This is a genomic window from Microbacterium sp. NPDC055665 (genome assembly GCF_053618035.1).
This window is the reverse complement of sequence record NZ_JBSHGY010000004.1, coordinates 63,330-77,777: the sequence shown is the minus strand read 5'-3', so window position 1 is coordinate 77,777 and position 14,448 is coordinate 63,330. Positions and strand designations below refer to the sequence as shown.

15 protein-coding genes are annotated in these 14,448 nt (G+C 67.9%); 5 read left to right on the top strand and 10 right to left on the bottom strand.

Features of this window, described 5'->3' with window-relative positions; genetic code table 11:
• Together ACWGO6_RS12025 and ACWGO6_RS12020 are read right to left on the bottom strand one after the other, a co-directional pair.
• Window positions 1–1,026 (bottom strand): App1 family protein, encoded by a 1,026-nt coding sequence (locus ACWGO6_RS12025; protein WP_452326815.1) that lies wholly within the window; start codon window positions 1,024–1,026, stop codon window positions 1–3.
• A 4-nt stretch (window positions 1,027–1,030) separates the two neighbouring features.
• Window positions 1,031–1,702 (bottom strand): DedA family protein, encoded by a 672-nt coding sequence (locus ACWGO6_RS12020; protein WP_136040668.1) that lies wholly within the window; start codon window positions 1,700–1,702, stop codon window positions 1,031–1,033.
• Window positions 1,703–1,743: 41 nt separating this feature from the next.
• Between ACWGO6_RS12020 and ACWGO6_RS12015 the strand changes: the two genes are divergently transcribed.
• The 4 genes from ACWGO6_RS12015 (at window position 1,744) to ACWGO6_RS12000 (ending at window position 7,112) form a co-directional block, all read left to right on the top strand.
• Window positions 1,744–3,066 carry an anthranilate synthase component I family protein gene (locus ACWGO6_RS12015; RefSeq protein WP_452326814.1) on the top strand — a complete coding sequence of 441 codons (1,323 nt, stop codon included), beginning with the start codon at window positions 1,744–1,746 and terminating at the stop codon, window positions 3,064–3,066.
• Between the two features lie 34 nt (window positions 3,067–3,100).
• Complete coding sequence (leuS, locus tag ACWGO6_RS12010) at window positions 3,101–5,677, top strand: leucine--tRNA ligase (protein ID WP_452326813.1); 2,577 nt, start codon at window positions 3,101–3,103, stop codon at window positions 5,675–5,677.
• Window positions 5,678–5,876: 199 nt separating this feature from the next.
• Window positions 5,877–6,473 (top strand): ComEA family DNA-binding protein, encoded by a 597-nt coding sequence (locus ACWGO6_RS12005; protein WP_136040667.1) that lies wholly within the window; start codon window positions 5,877–5,879, stop codon window positions 6,471–6,473.
• Window positions 6,474–6,686: 213 nt separating this feature from the next.
• Complete coding sequence (locus ACWGO6_RS12000; protein WP_452326812.1) at window positions 6,687–7,112, top strand: GNAT family N-acetyltransferase; 426 nt, start codon at window positions 6,687–6,689, stop codon at window positions 7,110–7,112.
• A 100-nt stretch (window positions 7,113–7,212) separates the two neighbouring features.
• Here ACWGO6_RS12000 and ACWGO6_RS11995 read toward each other — a convergent pair whose 3' ends face one another.
• Window positions 7,213–7,599: a winged helix-turn-helix transcriptional regulator gene (locus tag ACWGO6_RS11995; protein ID WP_136040665.1), complete on the bottom strand. Its 387-nt coding sequence runs from the start codon at window positions 7,597–7,599 to the stop codon at window positions 7,213–7,215.
• 63 nt (window positions 7,600–7,662) lie between these two features.
• Here ACWGO6_RS11995 and ACWGO6_RS11990 point away from each other — a divergent pair, with 63 nt between their 5' ends.
• Complete coding sequence (locus ACWGO6_RS11990) at window positions 7,663–8,316, top strand: NADPH-dependent F420 reductase (protein WP_452326811.1); 654 nt, start codon at window positions 7,663–7,665, stop codon at window positions 8,314–8,316.
• Between the two features lie 37 nt (window positions 8,317–8,353).
• Here ACWGO6_RS11990 and ACWGO6_RS11985 read toward each other — a convergent pair whose 3' ends face one another.
• From ACWGO6_RS11985 to ACWGO6_RS11955, 7 genes are all read right to left on the bottom strand, one after another.
• Entirely contained in the window at window positions 8,354–9,856 is a 1,503-nt protein-coding gene (locus ACWGO6_RS11985; protein WP_136040663.1) for a hypothetical protein, read from the bottom strand.
• Window positions 9,853–10,482 (bottom strand): ABC transporter ATP-binding protein, encoded by a 630-nt coding sequence (locus tag ACWGO6_RS11980; protein WP_452326810.1) that lies wholly within the window; start codon window positions 10,480–10,482, stop codon window positions 9,853–9,855. The genes ACWGO6_RS11985 and ACWGO6_RS11980 overlap by 4 nt, the downstream gene beginning before the upstream one ends.
• A 275-nt stretch (window positions 10,483–10,757) precedes the next feature.
• Window positions 10,758–11,807, bottom strand: a complete 1,050-nt coding sequence (locus ACWGO6_RS11975) for a hypothetical protein (protein ID WP_452326809.1) — start codon at window positions 11,805–11,807, stop codon at window positions 10,758–10,760.
• Window positions 11,807–12,397 (bottom strand): ATP-binding cassette domain-containing protein, encoded by a 591-nt coding sequence (locus tag ACWGO6_RS11970; RefSeq protein WP_452326808.1) that lies wholly within the window; start codon window positions 12,395–12,397, stop codon window positions 11,807–11,809. The genes ACWGO6_RS11975 and ACWGO6_RS11970 overlap by 1 nt, the downstream gene beginning before the upstream one ends.
• Window positions 12,398–12,414: 17 nt before the next feature.
• Window positions 12,415–13,518 carry a hypothetical protein gene (locus tag ACWGO6_RS11965; RefSeq protein WP_136040659.1) on the bottom strand — a complete coding sequence of 368 codons (1,104 nt, stop codon included), beginning with the start codon at window positions 13,516–13,518 and terminating at the stop codon, window positions 12,415–12,417.
• Window positions 13,515–14,090 carry a hypothetical protein gene (locus ACWGO6_RS11960; RefSeq protein ID WP_136040658.1) on the bottom strand — a complete coding sequence of 192 codons (576 nt, stop codon included), beginning with the start codon at window positions 14,088–14,090 and terminating at the stop codon, window positions 13,515–13,517. Before ACWGO6_RS11960 ends, ACWGO6_RS11965 begins: the two co-directional genes overlap by 4 nt.
• 56 nt (window positions 14,091–14,146) lie before the next feature.
• Window positions 14,147–14,299: a hypothetical protein gene (locus ACWGO6_RS11955; protein WP_452326807.1), complete on the bottom strand. Its 153-nt coding sequence runs from the start codon at window positions 14,297–14,299 to the stop codon at window positions 14,147–14,149.
• Window positions 14,300–14,448 lie beyond the last annotated feature (149 nt).

Sequence of the window (14,448 nt, the reverse complement as noted above, 5' to 3'; positions counted from 1 at the left end):
TCAGTGCAGGATGCCGACTTCGCCGAGGCGGTCGCGGAGTCCGGCGCCGTCTTCCGCGCTCACCCACGGTGCCACGTCTTCGGAATGCGGCTCGCGGTCGGCGCGTCCACCGGCGAGCACGGCCTCGGCGGGCAGCAGGCGTCTGATGGCGACGCCGGCGACCGAATCGGGATGCTCGTCCATGAACTGCGAGTAGATCGCTTCGTCGTGCTGACCGTCATCGCCGATCAGCAGCCACTTCACGTCGGGGAACTCCGTCGCCAGTCGACGCAGATTGGTGAGCTTGTGCTCACGCCCGCTGCGGAACCAGCGCTCATGCGTCGGGCCCCAGTCGGTCAGGAGCATCGAGCCCGCCGGGAAGAGATGACGACCGAGGAATCGCCAGAGGGTCGGGGCGACGTTCCACGCGCCGGTGGACAGGTACACCATCGGCGCGCCAGGGTGCTCCCGCAGCAGCTGGTCGAGGAGCACGGCCATCCCGGGGACGGGGAGACGGGCGTGCTCGTCGAGCACGAACGAGTTCCAGAACGCGATGAACGGACGCGGCAGGGCTGTGACCATGACGGTGTCGTCCACGTCGGACACGACGCCGAACGTGGTCCCCTCCGCGACGATGAAGGCGCCCGCCTCGACCGGTTCCTGTCCCTCGACCGAGATCATGAACGTCTGCCAGCCGGGCTCCAGGTCGACGGGGATCTTCGCATCGACCACGCCGCCGCGATCGGCGACCAGTTGATGCGTCGTCTCTCCGAAATGCACGGTCACGGATGCGTACCCGACGGGGATCCCGACGAAGCTGCGCCAGCCGCGCACACTCGCCGGCTCACCGTCGCGGGTGCGCCGCTGCGGGGGCACGATCAGCACTCGGCCGACCACGCGCACCCAGCCGGGGCCGCCGTAACCGGGGAACGGGAGGATCGTGGCGACACGGCCGCGGCGGCGCGCACGACCTTCACGCCAGACATGGAAGCGATGCTCGAGTCGGGCGAACCAGTGGATCCGGGGGGCTGGGGGAGCCGATGCCATTGACTCAGTCTTTCACGTCGGAGTCGGTCGCCGACTCCGGTGCCTCCTGATGGCGGGCTTCGAGCCGCTGCAGCAGCTTCTTGCCGAAGTACGCGAGGAGCAGGAAGAGCGCGATGACGCCGACGAAGATGTAGCCCGCGAAGTGCACGCGATCCACGAGCTCGCGGAAGCTGCCGGCCGCGAGGGAGGTCACACTCACATACGCGGTCGCCCAGAGGATGCATGCCGGGGCGGTCCATGCCAGGAACTTGCGATAGGGGTACTCGCTCATACCGACGGTGAGGGGGACGAGGGAGTGCAGCACCGGGAGGAATCGCGACAGGAAGATCGCGATGCCGCCGCGGCGCTCGAGATAGTTCTCTGCCCTGACCCAGTTGTGTTCGCCGATCTTGCGGCCGAGCCAGGACACGCGGATGTGCGGGCCGAGCCAACGGCCGAGCCAGAATCCGATGCTCTCGCCGATCAGCGCGCCGATCACGACGGCGACGCCCATCGCGATGCCCTCCCAGACGGTGGCGACGCCCATCGACGCGATGATGACGATGGTGTCCCCGGGGACGATGAGCCCGATGAGGATGCTGGTCTCCAGCATGACGGCGAGACCTGCGACCAGAGTGCGCGTGACCGGATCGATCGACTGCACGGTGTCGAGGAGCCAGAGCAGGAGGTCGTCCACGTCATGAGAATACGGGAGCGGCCCGGTCCTAGGCTGGAAAGGTGCCCGAACAGCTGACTGCTCGACGACTTCCCTCCTGGGTGAAGCCGTCGTCCGTGTTCCGGATGCTCGAGGCGCAGGTCGCGGATCTCTTCTGGCTCGACGCGGGAGCGGATGCCACAGAGGGCTGGAGCTTCGTCGGCACGGGGGAGCGCTCGTCCCTGCCGCGGGAGGTGGCACTGGGTGGCGCTCCTGCCGATCGGACCGTTCCGCCGTTCTCCGGAGGATGGGTGGGCTGGCTCGACTACGAGTCCGGAGCCGCGGCCGCCGGTGCCCCGGTGAGCGGGCGCGTCAACGAGACCGGCGGCGTCTGGCTGCGGGCCACGCACGTGGTCGCCTTCGATCACGCCGCGCGGCGCGTCTGGGCGCTCAGCGACGACGGCGACCTCCCGGCCTGGGCGGCTCGAGTCTCCGCTGTCGAGGACGCGCCGGACGAGACTGTCCCGCAGGCGCTACCCGTCGGCGATTCCCGTGTCGCCGAGGGGCGACACGACCCGCAGGAGTACGCCGCGCTCATCGAACGCTGCCGTGATCTGATCCGCGCCGGCATCGCGTACCAGCTGTGCCTGACGACGCGGTTCACCGTGGTCGGCCCGTATGATGCCGTCGACGTCTATCGTCGCCTGCGCGCCGCGACCCCCGCGCACCACGGCGGGTTCCTCCGGATCGGCGACCGCACGCTGCTCAGCGCCAGCCCCGAGCAGTTCCTCCACGTCGACGGCGGCGTCATCCGCACCCGCCCCATCAAGGGCACCCGTCCCCGCAGTGCCGACCCGGTGGAGGATGTCGCTCTGGCCGCAGAGCTCGCACTCGATCGGAAGGAGCGCGCGGAGAACGTGATGATCGTCGATCTGATGCGCAACGACCTCTCCCGCGTGTGCGAACCGGGAAGCATCCGGGTGGACGGGCTGTGGGTGGTCGAGAGCTATCCCGCCGTGCATCAGCTCGTGAGCACGGTGAGCGGTGTCGCTGCGGCCGGGACGACCGTCGGTTCTCTGCTCGACGCCGCCTTCCCCGCCGGCAGCATGACGGGTGCGCCCAAGCTCTCGGCGATGACGAGACTGCACGAGCTGGAAGGCGGGCCGCGCGGCGTCTACGCCGGCTGCTTCGGCTACATCGGGGCGGATGGTGCGCTCGACCTCGCGATGGTCATCCGCAGCATCCTGATCGACGGGGAACGGGCGGTCGTCGGCGCCGGGGGAGGGATCACCTGGGGTTCCGCGCCGGCGGCCGAAGTCGCCGAGGTGGCGACGAAGGCGCGAGCGCCCCTGGCCGCGCTCGGTGCGGAAATGCCTGCGCTCTGGCGTTCCGATATCCTGAACTGATCCCGCTTTTTCCTTCAGATTGGTCGTGCGTTCGTTGTCTGAGAACCTGTCCACCGCTCCCGCCGACGACGAGGCCCCGTCGGCGCACGCCATCCAGACGAAGTGGCAGAAGTACTGGGCGGAGAACGGTACGTTCCTCACCGGCGGCGACGAGGACACCCGGCCGCGGCGATACGTCCTCGCGATGTTCCCCTACCCCTCGGGCGACCTGCACATGGGGCACGCGGAGAACTACCTCTACTCCGACATCGTGGCCCGTTTCTGGCGCCACCGCGGGCACAACGTGCTGAACCCGATCGGTTGGGACTCCTTCGGTCTGCCCGCCGAGAACGCGGCGATCCGCCGTGGCGCCGACCCCCGCGAGTGGACGTACCAGAACATCGCGCAGCAGAAGGAGGGGTTCCAGGCGTACGGAGTCTCGTTCGACTGGACCCGCGTTCTGCACACGTCCGACCCCGAGTACTACCGCTGGAACCAGTGGCTGTTCCTGAAGATGCACGAGCGCGGCCTGGCCTATCGCAAGAAGAGCCCGGTCAACTGGTGCCCCAACGACCAGACGGTGCTCGCCAACGAGCAGGTCGTGGACGGTCGCTGCGAGCGCTGTGGTGCCGAGGTCATCAAGAAGAAGCTCACACAGTGGTACTTCCGCATCACGGACTACGCCGATCGACTGCTCGACGACCTGAACCAGCTCGAGGGCTTCTGGCCGCATAAGGTGCTGCAGATGCAGCGGAACTGGATCGGCCGCTCGATCGGCGCGGACGTCGACTTCGTGATCGAGGGTCGCGAGGAGCCGGTGACGGTCTTCTCGACGCGCCCTGACACGCTGCACGGCGCCACGTTCTTCGTCGTCGCCCCGGACTCCGACCTGGCATCCGAACTCGCGGCCGACGCGCCCGACGAGGTGCGCCAGCGCTTCCAGACGTACCTGGAGCAGGTGCAGAAGGAGACCGACATCGACCGGCAGTCCACGGACCGCCCGAAGACCGGTGTCTTTCTCGAGCGCTACGCGATCAACCCGGTCAACGGCGAGAAGCTGCCCGTGTGGGCGGCCGACTACGTGCTGGCGGACTACGGTCACGGTGCAGTCATGGCCGTCCCGGCGCATGATCAGCGCGACCTGGACTTCGCCCGCGCGTTCGACCTGCCGGTCAAGGTCGTCGTCGACACGACCGCTCCCGTCACCGGCGCGATGCCCGTGATAGAGGTCGACGAGGAGGGCGTGCCGATCGACACCGGCGCCGCGCTCGAGGAGCAGAACCCGGCATCGACCGGCATCGCGTTGACCGGCGATGGTCGCATGATCAACTCCGGTGCGTTGAACGGTCTCTCCAAGCGCAACGCGATCGCCCGCGCGATCGAGCAGCTGGAGTCCACCGGAACCGGCCGTGCCGCGAAGAACTACCGGCTGCGCGACTGGCTGATCTCGCGCCAGCGGTTCTGGGGCACGCCGATCCCGATGCTGCACGCCGAGGACGGCAGCATCATCCCGGTCCCCGAGGACAAGCTCCCCGTGAAGCTGCCGAGCGTCGAGGGACTCGACCTCAAGCCCAAGGGCACGTCGCCGCTGGGCGGTGCCGAGAGCTGGGTGCGCACGACCGATCCGGCGACGGGTGACCCGGTGCTGCGCGATCCCGACACCATGGACACGTTCGTGGACAGCTCGTGGTACTTCCTGCGGTTCCTGTCGCCGAACAGCGACACCGTGGCGTTCGATCCCGCTCAGGCGGCTCGCTGGGCTCCGGTGGACTCCTACATCGGCGGCGTCGAGCACGCGATCCTGCACCTGCTGTACGCGCGCTTCATCACCAAGGTGCTGTTCGACATGGGCCTGATCGACTTCACGGAGCCGTTCTCGAACCTGATCAACCAGGGCATGGTCATCCTCAACGGCACCAAGATGTCGAAGAGCAAGGGCAACCTGGTGCTCTTCCAGGACGAGCTCGATGCCCACGGCGCCGACGCGCTCCGGGTCGGGCTGGCGTTCGCCGGTCCGGTCGAGGACGACAAGGACTGGGCCGACGTCTCCACGACCGGCGCTCAGAAGTTCCTGGCGCGGGCCATGCGCGTCGCCGGCGAGGTCTCGAGCCCCGTGGACGTGGTCTTCGACGGCGGCGATGCGGCACTGCGTCGCGCGACGCACAAGCTGCTCGCGGAGGCTCCCGCTCTGGTCGAGCAGACGAAGTTCAACGTGCTCGTCGCTCGCCTGATGGAACTCGTGAACGTCACCCGTAAGACGATCGACGGCGACGCCGGCGCTGCGGACCCGGCGGTGCGCGAGGCCGCCGAGACGATTGCCGTGATGCTCGACCTGATCGCACCGCACACCGCGGAGGAGATGTGGGAGATGCTCGGTCACGAGCCCTCCGTCGGCCTCGTGACGTGGAGGTCCGCCGATCCCGCGCTGCTGGTCGAGGACACGGTCACCGCCGTCGTGCAGGTGGGCGGCAAGGTCCGTGCACAGCTCGAGGTCTCGGCGCGCATCGGCGAGTCCGAGCTCGAAGCCCTGGCTCGTGCCGACGAGCGGGTGATCCGTTCGATCGGCGATCGCGAGATCGTGAAGGTCGTCGTGCGGGCGCCGAAGATCGTCAGCATCGTCGTGAAGGGCTGATCTCCTCTCGCCGCGGATGACTTTCGGCCCCTGGTGCTCGCTTCGGTGAGCGTCAGGGGCCGTCGCCGTCATCCCTGTCGGCCGTACTGCGGAAATGCCCGGGCCGGCCGCTCTGCACCACCTGCACGGGGGTAGCGGTTGTCCACGACTCGGGTCTTCGGTGCCCGGGGAGTCCGTTTCCCGCGCCTAGCTTGGCCGGATGGCATCCCCGCAGGCACCACCCCCGCCACGGCGTCGACTGCGCCTGAGCATCGGAGCCGGGGTCGTTCTCGCGCTCGTCGTGCTGTCTGCTGCCGTCGGCCTCGGTCTTCTGCGCGGCCAGGCATCCCCGACCGCATCCGTGCCGTTGCCGGATGAGACGTCGACCGCCGGTGGTTCCGGGGAGCTGTACGTGCACGTTCTGGGGGCGGTCGCCCACCCCGGCATCTACGTGCTGGACCTGGACGCACGTCTGGTCGACGCATTGGCGGCGGCGGGTGGCGCGAACGACGATGCCGACTTGGCGGCGGTCAATCTCGCGAGGCTGCTGGAAGACGGCGAGCAGATCGTCGTTCCGACCGCGGGGTCGGCGGCCGCTGCGCCGGGAGCGGGACCGCCGGGAGACGACCGCGTCGACCTCAATACCGCCGATCAGGCCGCTCTGGAGACGTTGCCGCGCATCGGTCCGGCACTGGCCGAACGCATCATCGCCTGGCGCGATGAGAACGGGCGCTTCGGCTCCGTCGACGACCTGCTCGCCGTGCCCGGTATCGGTGAGAAGCTGCTCGCCGGCCTGCGCGATGGGGTACGGGTGTGACGACGCGCTCGCTAGCGAACACGGTCCTTCAGTATTCTTCGAACATCGAAGCGCGATTCGTCCCCTTCTCGGTCGCGCCTTCGGTCGCTGAGCAGCGATGAGGATCCAAGCGAGGAGCGGTATGAGGAAGGCCGTCCGGAATGGTCGTACCGGCTCCACCATGTGAACGTGAGGGGACCGACCATGCGGACGCGTCGATTCACCCCAGATGAAGTGCGTGTTCACGCATCGCACCTCCTTGAGCTTCAGCACGCGGCGTATGCCGTCGAGGCCCAGCTGATCGGTGATGACCGCATTCCGCCGCTCCACGAGACGGAGTCCGACTTGCTGTCGTCCGGCCTGGACTGGCTCGTCATTATCGACGAGTACCATCAGATCGCGGCGGCAGCGGGATACGCGATGGAGAATGACGTCGCCGACCTCGACCGTCTCATGGTCGGCCCCGCCCATCACCGACAGGGCCTCGGCACTGCGTTGGTGATGGAGGTCATGTCGCTTGCGCCCCAGACGGTCGTCGCGACCGGGCGCGACAATGCGACGGCCCGAGCGCTGTACGAGTCCCTCGGCTTCGTGCACCAGTCGGATGCTGAGCCGGTTCCCGGCCTCTGGATCAGTCGATACTTTCGCGTCCGAGCGTGAGGCGAGCGGCGATCTGCACTTCCGCCAGCCTTCGGCATGCCGTCGTCTTGGGACCACGGCATCCTCGCCGCGGCTGACCCTCATGAGTCACCGTTGCGGGCTACAGCGCCGTAGTCTCCGGTTCGGTCGGGCAGGCGCTGGTGTCGAGGAGCTGCTCACCGTGTTGCTCAGCCCAGGCGGCCAGCGTCTGCAGCGGCCCGTCGTGGAAGCTGCGGCCCAGGGGAGTGAGCTCGTAGCGATTGATCGGCGAAGACCCCGCGTCGTGCCGACGTGCGACGAGGTTCGCGGTCATCAGGCGGGAGAGCGCTTCGGTCAGAGGCTTGTCCTTGATCTGCCCGATGGCCGCAAGAAGCTCCACGCGACGACGAGGTCCTGCGCCGAGAGCGGCGAGGACGACGCCGTCCCAGCGGTGGCTGAGGACATCGGTCGCCGCACGCACGCGGCAATCCGCCACGCGCTCATCGACGTCTCCGGTTCTCTCGAACATCCCTCTATTGTCTCCGATCGGTACGCACCGTCCGGTGCGTAGGGGCCTGCGTACGGTCGAGACATGACAGCTACGACCCCCGTTGACTCCTCCTCTCTCCGTATCGCGCTCATCGGCGCAGGCAACGTTGCGCGCGCCCTCGGCTCCAGGTGGGCTGACGCGGGGCACCAGATCATCATCGGCGAACGATCGAGCGGCAGCGCCCGGCGCCTCGCTGATCAGATCGGTCAAGGGGCGACCGTGGTGGCGCCCTCTGACGCGATCCAGGCGGCTGACGTCGTCCTTCTTGCTGTGCCCTGGCGGAGCATCGACGATGTGATCGCGCGCACCGGAGCTGTGCACGGCGCCCTGGCGGGCAAGGTCGTGATCGATCCGACGAACCCGGTCGAGCACGGCGTCGGACGTCACCTCCTCGACCGCGGATCGGCAGCCGAACACATCGCACAGCGTGCTCCGGGAGCTCGCGTCGTGAAGGCGTTCAACGTGCACCCGGCTGATCGGTGGGAAGCAGCAACGGCGCAAGATGTCGTGGCGCTGGCCGGCGACGACGATCTCGCGCTCGATACCGTGGGCCGCCTCGTCCGGTCCGTTGGAGCAACCCCACACACCGTCGGCGGACTGCACCGCGCGCGTCAGATCGAGGAACTGGCCGGCATGGTGATCGCGCTGGCGTTCGCGGGGATCGACCCCCGTTCAGCCGTCCCAGGAGTCGACTGAAGCGGGGTCGGCTCGTCGCCGCCGACACCGTTCCGGGCTACGCGCGGTGTCGCCAGCGGTGGAGGCCGATGCCGACGAGGACGACGGCGGCGCCGAGGAGCAGGAGGGGAGATTCGAAGACGAGTGTGGCTGCGGCGCCGGCGAATGCGGCGAGAAGCAGGCCGTCGATGGACCAGGCCAGTCGCACGGCGGCGCCGAGGTCGCCCATCGGCGACGGGATCGGGGTGAGCAGCGCGGGTGGCAGCGGACCCTTCATCGCGTCGCTGATTCGGGCGACGAGGGTGAGCAGCCCGAGCGCGATCGAACCCGTGATCGGTCCTGCCGCCGCGAGCCCCGCCGCGGCCGCGCACATGACGGACGCCGCGAGCAGCACGATGATCAGCACGGCCAGCGGGAAGAGCGCGTGCCTGGCGAGCAGCTGCTCGTCGCTGATCCCGTAGAGCGGGATATCGGACGCGATGCTCGCGGCGTGCCGGATGCCGTCGGTGAGGGGTCCGAGTCCGGCGAACAGGATCAGTCCGGCCGCTGCACCCAGCGCCCAGCCGGGGGAGGCCGGGGAGAACGCGAGTGCGGTCAGCGCGCCAGCTGCGGCGAGAGCGAGGACACCGACGGCGAGGCGGCCGGGGGTTCGGACCGCTCCGATCGCATCGCGGACCAAGAAGGTCACCTCGTGTCGTCGGAGCGGTCGGACGGCGCGGAAGCGGCGACCGAGCTGAGGTCGCTGCCGGTAGATCGTCGCGGCAGCGCTGAACTCCATGCCCGTCGCGTGTGCGGTCGCGGAGTCCCACCGCGCGGCCTGGACCATCAGCTCGGCGAGGCCGAGCCGGTTCATCAGCATCGGCGTCGAGATCACGAGCATCGCACTCAGCGCGATCAGCGCGATCAACGCGGCGGGTGAGTGCGGCGATCCGATGCCCGGATAGGCGAGTCCGACCCACCCCCAGGGCGTGAACGCCAGCATCGCGGGGACGGAAGCGGTGATCACCCCCAGCGCGAAGACGCCGAGGGCGAGCGCCACCGCAGCATGGGGGAGCACCTGGCCGGCGAGCCAGGCGACGGTGGTGATCACGCCGACGAGTGCGCCGACGGCGACGAAGGCGACCGCGGCGAGGGGAGCCATCGTCCCGCTCGATGCCAGCGCCGCACCGATCAGCGCGGCGATCGCGGCGGTCGCCGCGGACACGAGTGAACCGGCGCGCAGCATCGGGCGCCGGAATGCGTCGGATCCGGCCAGTTCGCTCGTGGCGAGGGCATGAGTCAGGAACGGGGGATACAGGGCAGGACCGCGGTCGCGACCGAGCAGTAGCGCGCCCGCCCACAGCCCCGCGGCGACGAGGACGGTGATCTCCCTCGAGGTGGGCGAGGAGAGGAGCGAGATGCCCTCCGTACTCGCCACCGTCAGCCAGGCGGCTCGTACGACCGGCGCCACAGCTACCAGTGCGACCATCAGGAACAGGTAGACCGCATAGCCCCGGTCGCCGCTCGTGCGGGTGTTCCTGGCATGCCAGATCCGGATGGCCGCGGACGCACGACGTGTCATGCCGCGGTATCCAACCAGAGCGCACGGTCGGCGAGTCCGTCGGCGAGGAGCGGGCTGTGGGTGGCGGCGATGACTGCCGCGCCCTCGTCGCGTCGCGCGCGCAGCGCCCGGATCACCGATTCGACATGCTCCGGGTCCAGCCGCTGCTCCGGCTCATCGAGGATCAGCACGTCGAACGGCCGAGCAAGCACCAGGGCGATGCCGAACAGCTGGATCTGGCCCGACGACAGCTCGTGCGGGAACCGCTGCCCGAAGGCGGTCAAGTCCAGCTCTGCGAGGACACGACGGGCGAGCGCGGTCGCCGCATCCGGATCGTCCAGCCAGGTCGTCGCGACCAGCAGGACGTGATCGGACACCGTGAGGTCCGGAGCCATCGGGGGCAGTCCGATCATGGTGGCGACGCGGCGCCGGAAAGCCCGGTCGCGCGGAGCCACCGCTTCTCCGGCGATCCGCACCATCCCACTCGACGGCTTCTGGGTGCCGGCGAGCACCCGGAGCAGGGTGGACTTGCCGGTGCCGTTCCTGCCGCGGATCACCACGGCTTCACCCCGCGTGGCCGTCATCGTCACGGGACGCAGAAGCGTCACCTCGCCAGCGGACACCGTGACCTCATCCACCTCGATCATGCGAATCATCCTCGCAGGTCGCTACGGAAGAGGATGTGAGCCGACCCGTAGGACGCGCCGAAGTTGCACGAGAGTCGCTCGTCGGGTGCGCTCACCAAGGCGTACGACCACGGTCGGAACGAACCCGAGCCCGGAGAACTTCTGCGCGGAGACGTTCGCCGAGTCTAGGAGGGCGGCGGCAGCGTGCAGCCCGCTGTCGGCGACGCCCTCGGAGCAGGTGAGGAGTTCGACGAAGCCGTATAGCCACGGCCGGCACTGATCTTCGTGTGGAGTGTTCAGAGTTTCCCGGCGCTCGAACGGCCGACGGAGAGGCAGATGAAGGTCGCAACGATCGGAACGATTGTGATACCCACCATGAACATCGCCGCAGAGGTGCTGGCGAACTCGAGCGCCTCCGTGCGCACGTCGCCGAGGCTGGCGACAGCCACGGCCGCGAGTACTCCCCCTGCGGCAGGGATGTAGACCGTGATCGTGGACTCGACCAGAGTCATCACCAGCGACCCTCGGTGTGAGAGTCCGAGTTGTTGGTAGACGGCGAAGTCATGGCGCCGGCTCCAGACGGACGATCCGACAGCGAACACGATGGTGCCGATGGCGCAGAGGATCACCCAGAGTTGAGGGCTGGAGGAGAGGTGCTCTTGGCTTGTCGCTCCAGCAGGTTTCCCCGGCACCAGCGGGATGGTGCGGGCACCCTCTGTGGCCGGGAACCATGCTGCGGCTACCGAGGTGATCCCTGCTTCGGCCCCTGGAGTCGCCTCGACGTAACATTCGGTGGCCACGCTTTGGGTCGATGACGGGATCATCACCTTCGCATGGAGGCTGGAGATGCGTCCTGCCGAGATGGCGGTGCCCCCGGCTGTGAGTTGACGCTCGGTGCCGTCGATCATCGCCGGGGTGGGGACGCCGCTTGCAAGAGCGTTCTCGGTCGAAGGCACGACGACGGTTCCTGGGGCGAGGTCTGGGAGTTTCGGCCATTGCAGAGCCGGCAACCCGGGAGTGACCAGCACAGCGGAGATCGGTCTTCCGCCGGTGGATCTCAACTCCACCGGTCGCAGGATGGCACCGGCGGTGGTGACTCCCACAACCGAACGGAGCAGGTCGCAGCGCTCCGTGGAGATTCGTCCTCCACTGCTGCCGACCACGATGATCGATCGCCCCTCGGCGATGTCCTGCTCAAGCATCGCGTGCGCCTGCGAGACAGTCGCCCACGGGAGGATGAATGCCGCGAATGCCAGCGCTGCCGAGAGCACGGCGATCAGCGCTGTCTGAAGGGGTCGGGCGAAGGCGTTGCTGATCGCTTCGGAGACGCAGTCGACGATCTTCATCAGGTAGTTCTCTGCCCGATGTCGAACACCGTGTCGGCGAAGGCCGCCACGTCCTTGTCGTGCGTCGCCATGATGACCAGGGCACCGCCGTCGGCTGCACTGCGGAGGGCGGTAGCCACCCGCAATTTCGCCTCCGCGTCGAGAGAGGATGTGGGCTCATCGGCGAGAATCAGTCGCGCCTGGGATGCGAGGGCGCGAGCGACAGTGACTCTCTGCCGCTCGCCACCGGAGAGCTTCTTGGCGCGGACGTTCGCTAGATGTTCGATGCCCAGACGAGCCATCTCCTGCCCCGCCCGAGCCAGCGACTCGGACTGTGGAACGCGCTGAAAGAGAGGGCCGAGCGCCACGTTCTTCAGCGCCGTCCGGCTGACGAGAAGGGGACTGTTCTGCACGATCCATCCCGCGGACGAAGGCACTCCCGTCTCATCGGCTTCGGCGATGCAGTCGCCGACCGTCGCGGAGATGGATCCGGAGATGACACCGAGAAGAGTTGTCTTGCCGGAACCGGAGGGGCCGGTGACGCTGACGAAGGCGGGCGACTCCCACGCAAATTCCAGGCCCTGAAACAGCCATCGAGAACCGAATCTCATGGCGAGGTCTCGCGCGACTATGCGCATGTTGCACCGGTAGCTGAGGGGTTGACGAGCACGCTCTCGCCGGACTTCACCTTCGCCGCTATCAGCGAGGTGCCGTCGACCGATTCGATCGTCTCAGCGGCAACCACTCGACGCTCTTCTCCGTCACGGACGATGACACAGGTGCCATCTGTGCCGGTGAGAACTGCGGCGGCGGGCACGACGATCGCCGCGGGCTGAGGGGTGACGACGCGTGCAGATGAGGTGAGAGCTCCTTGTGTGACCCCAGCAGCTATCTCGGGGAGCGCTGCGGGATCGATTGCGGTCCGAGCCTCGTCGACTGCGAGTTCCTTCTGGCCGAACAGTACGACGGCACCTTCGGGAACAGCGACAGTTGAAGAGGCAATCGCGTCTGGGCTGATCGGGTTGTCCTCCGTGACCTCAGCGATGGCCTCGGGCGTGACGATGGGCGCCGACACGAGTTGGTCCATGGCTGTGACAACGGGTTCGCCGCTGGCGGGAGCCGGTCGACCCGCCTTCACATGCACTTCGCTGACGGTGAGTTCGGCTGCCGGGATGAAGACCAGCCACCCTGGATCGAAGGACGCCAATCCCTGTGTGGTGTCGACGCCGATGGACTTCGCGAACGCGGAGACCTGCAGCCATGCGTCCCAGCCGAGTCGGTCGCTGTCCGGGACGTCGATGCCCCGGGTGCTGAGGAACTCGAGCAGCGCTTTAACGTCCTCCCCGGTGGATCCGGGAACGAGGGCGCGGTAGAGAGGTACATTCATGAAGGCCGCGATGCGCTTCACGCCATCGACATCGACGACCGCGTCTCCGCTCTTGAGCACGCCACCAGGTTGAACGTTGACGCGAACGACCGTCCCCGACCATGCAGGCGCGGGGATCTCGGCACCGTCGCTCCACTCGAGTGCGAGGCCGACTGCCTGGGCGCGCGTTTCTTCGGCGCTGAGCGCCGGCGCCCAGACTTCTTGAGTCGCGACGACGGTCTTCGTGGAGAGGTATTGATAGAGCATCCCCACGCCGATGACTGGCGCCAGAATCCAGCAGACCGCGACGACCCAGAAGGCTGCGTCACGGCGTCGGCGCGGGGATTGCTCAGCGGTCTTGTTCAATACGCCACTCCGACGTACGGCAACTCCGGGAAGAGGCGCAGCGCCTCGTCACTAATGCATGTCGCGGCTGCTTCGCGCTGTGCGCCCTCGTCGGCCGTCGGATCACCGCTGAAAGCGCGAATGTCTCGTGCATCGTCCGGGATCTCGTAGTCCAGTTCGGCCATGCATTCTTGTGCGGCGATGCGAAGCGACTCGTCCATCCGCTGTACGCCCGTGTTCAGATAGGCCGCCTCGATGACATTCAGGTCAGGGTCCTTGCACGAGAGGTCGTCCTCCCCGAAGGCATCCGGCTCACGCGTGCCCATGTCGATGTCGTAGATGTGCGTCATCGAGTTCGTCGGGTTCACCATGGGCGCGGGAACTTCGTATCCGAGTCCGCGCATGCACGAGGCATAGCGCTCCGACGCGGCTGCGTAGTCGGCAGCGTCGACTTCACCGTCCTCCAGCAAGCCTGCCAGCCACTCGTTGCCCTCCTCACGGAACTTGTCTGCGGTGCTCTTGATCTGCTCCGCTGACAAGGGCCCGCCACTCTGACCCGGCGTCTGTACGGAGCATGCGGTCAGCAACAGCATGCTCGCGGCACCCGCGATGACGAGGGTCCTGAGCAGCGGGCCCCGAGAGAATCGGCTCAACTCGCGACCTTGCCGCCCCAGCGGAGCCATCCACCGACGTAGCCGTTCGATGCGATCGCTGACGCCGATGTGTACTCCACACCGGTCGTGCCGTTCCACAGAGTGCTGCTGTTCGGCAGGCGCAGACCGGCCTGGACAGGGACGATCACGAGGCAGATGTTGCCGGACTCAGCCGTGCTTGCGCGTGCGGTTGAACCGCTCTTCCAGCTGCTGCCCTTGGCGCTCCCCGTGCACCCGGCAGGCGCCCCAACCGTGACGTTTCCCCACGCCATCGCAGGTGCGGCGATGCCGCCGACGA

Excerpts from the sequence above, each read along its gene's own strand:
- ACWGO6_RS11970 (WP_452326808.1), bottom strand. The coding sequence starts at position 12,397 with ATGAGATTCGGTTCTCGATGGCTGTTTCAGGGCCTGGAATTTGCGTGG.
- ACWGO6_RS11980 (WP_452326810.1), bottom strand. The coding sequence starts at position 10,482 with ATGATCGAGGTGGATGAGGTCACGGTGTCCGCTGGCGAGGTGACGCTT.
- ACWGO6_RS11985 (WP_136040663.1), bottom strand. The coding sequence starts at position 9,856 with ATGACACGTCGTGCGTCCGCGGCCATCCGGATCTGGCATGCCAGGAAC.
- ACWGO6_RS12025 (WP_452326815.1), bottom strand. The coding sequence starts at position 1,026 with ATGGCATCGGCTCCCCCAGCCCCCCGGATCCACTGGTTCGCCCGACTC.
- ACWGO6_RS12005 (WP_136040667.1), top strand. The coding sequence starts at position 5,877 with ATGGCATCCCCGCAGGCACCACCCCCGCCACGGCGTCGACTGCGCCTG.
- ACWGO6_RS11990 (WP_452326811.1), top strand. The coding sequence starts at position 7,663 with ATGACAGCTACGACCCCCGTTGACTCCTCCTCTCTCCGTATCGCGCTC.
- ACWGO6_RS11995 (WP_136040665.1), bottom strand. The coding sequence starts at position 7,599 with ATGTTCGAGAGAACCGGAGACGTCGATGAGCGCGTGGCGGATTGCCGC.
- ACWGO6_RS11975 (WP_452326809.1), bottom strand. The coding sequence starts at position 11,807 with ATGAAGATCGTCGACTGCGTCTCCGAAGCGATCAGCAACGCCTTCGCC.
- ACWGO6_RS11960 (WP_136040658.1), bottom strand. The coding sequence starts at position 14,090 with ATGCTGTTGCTGACCGCATGCTCCGTACAGACGCCGGGTCAGAGTGGC.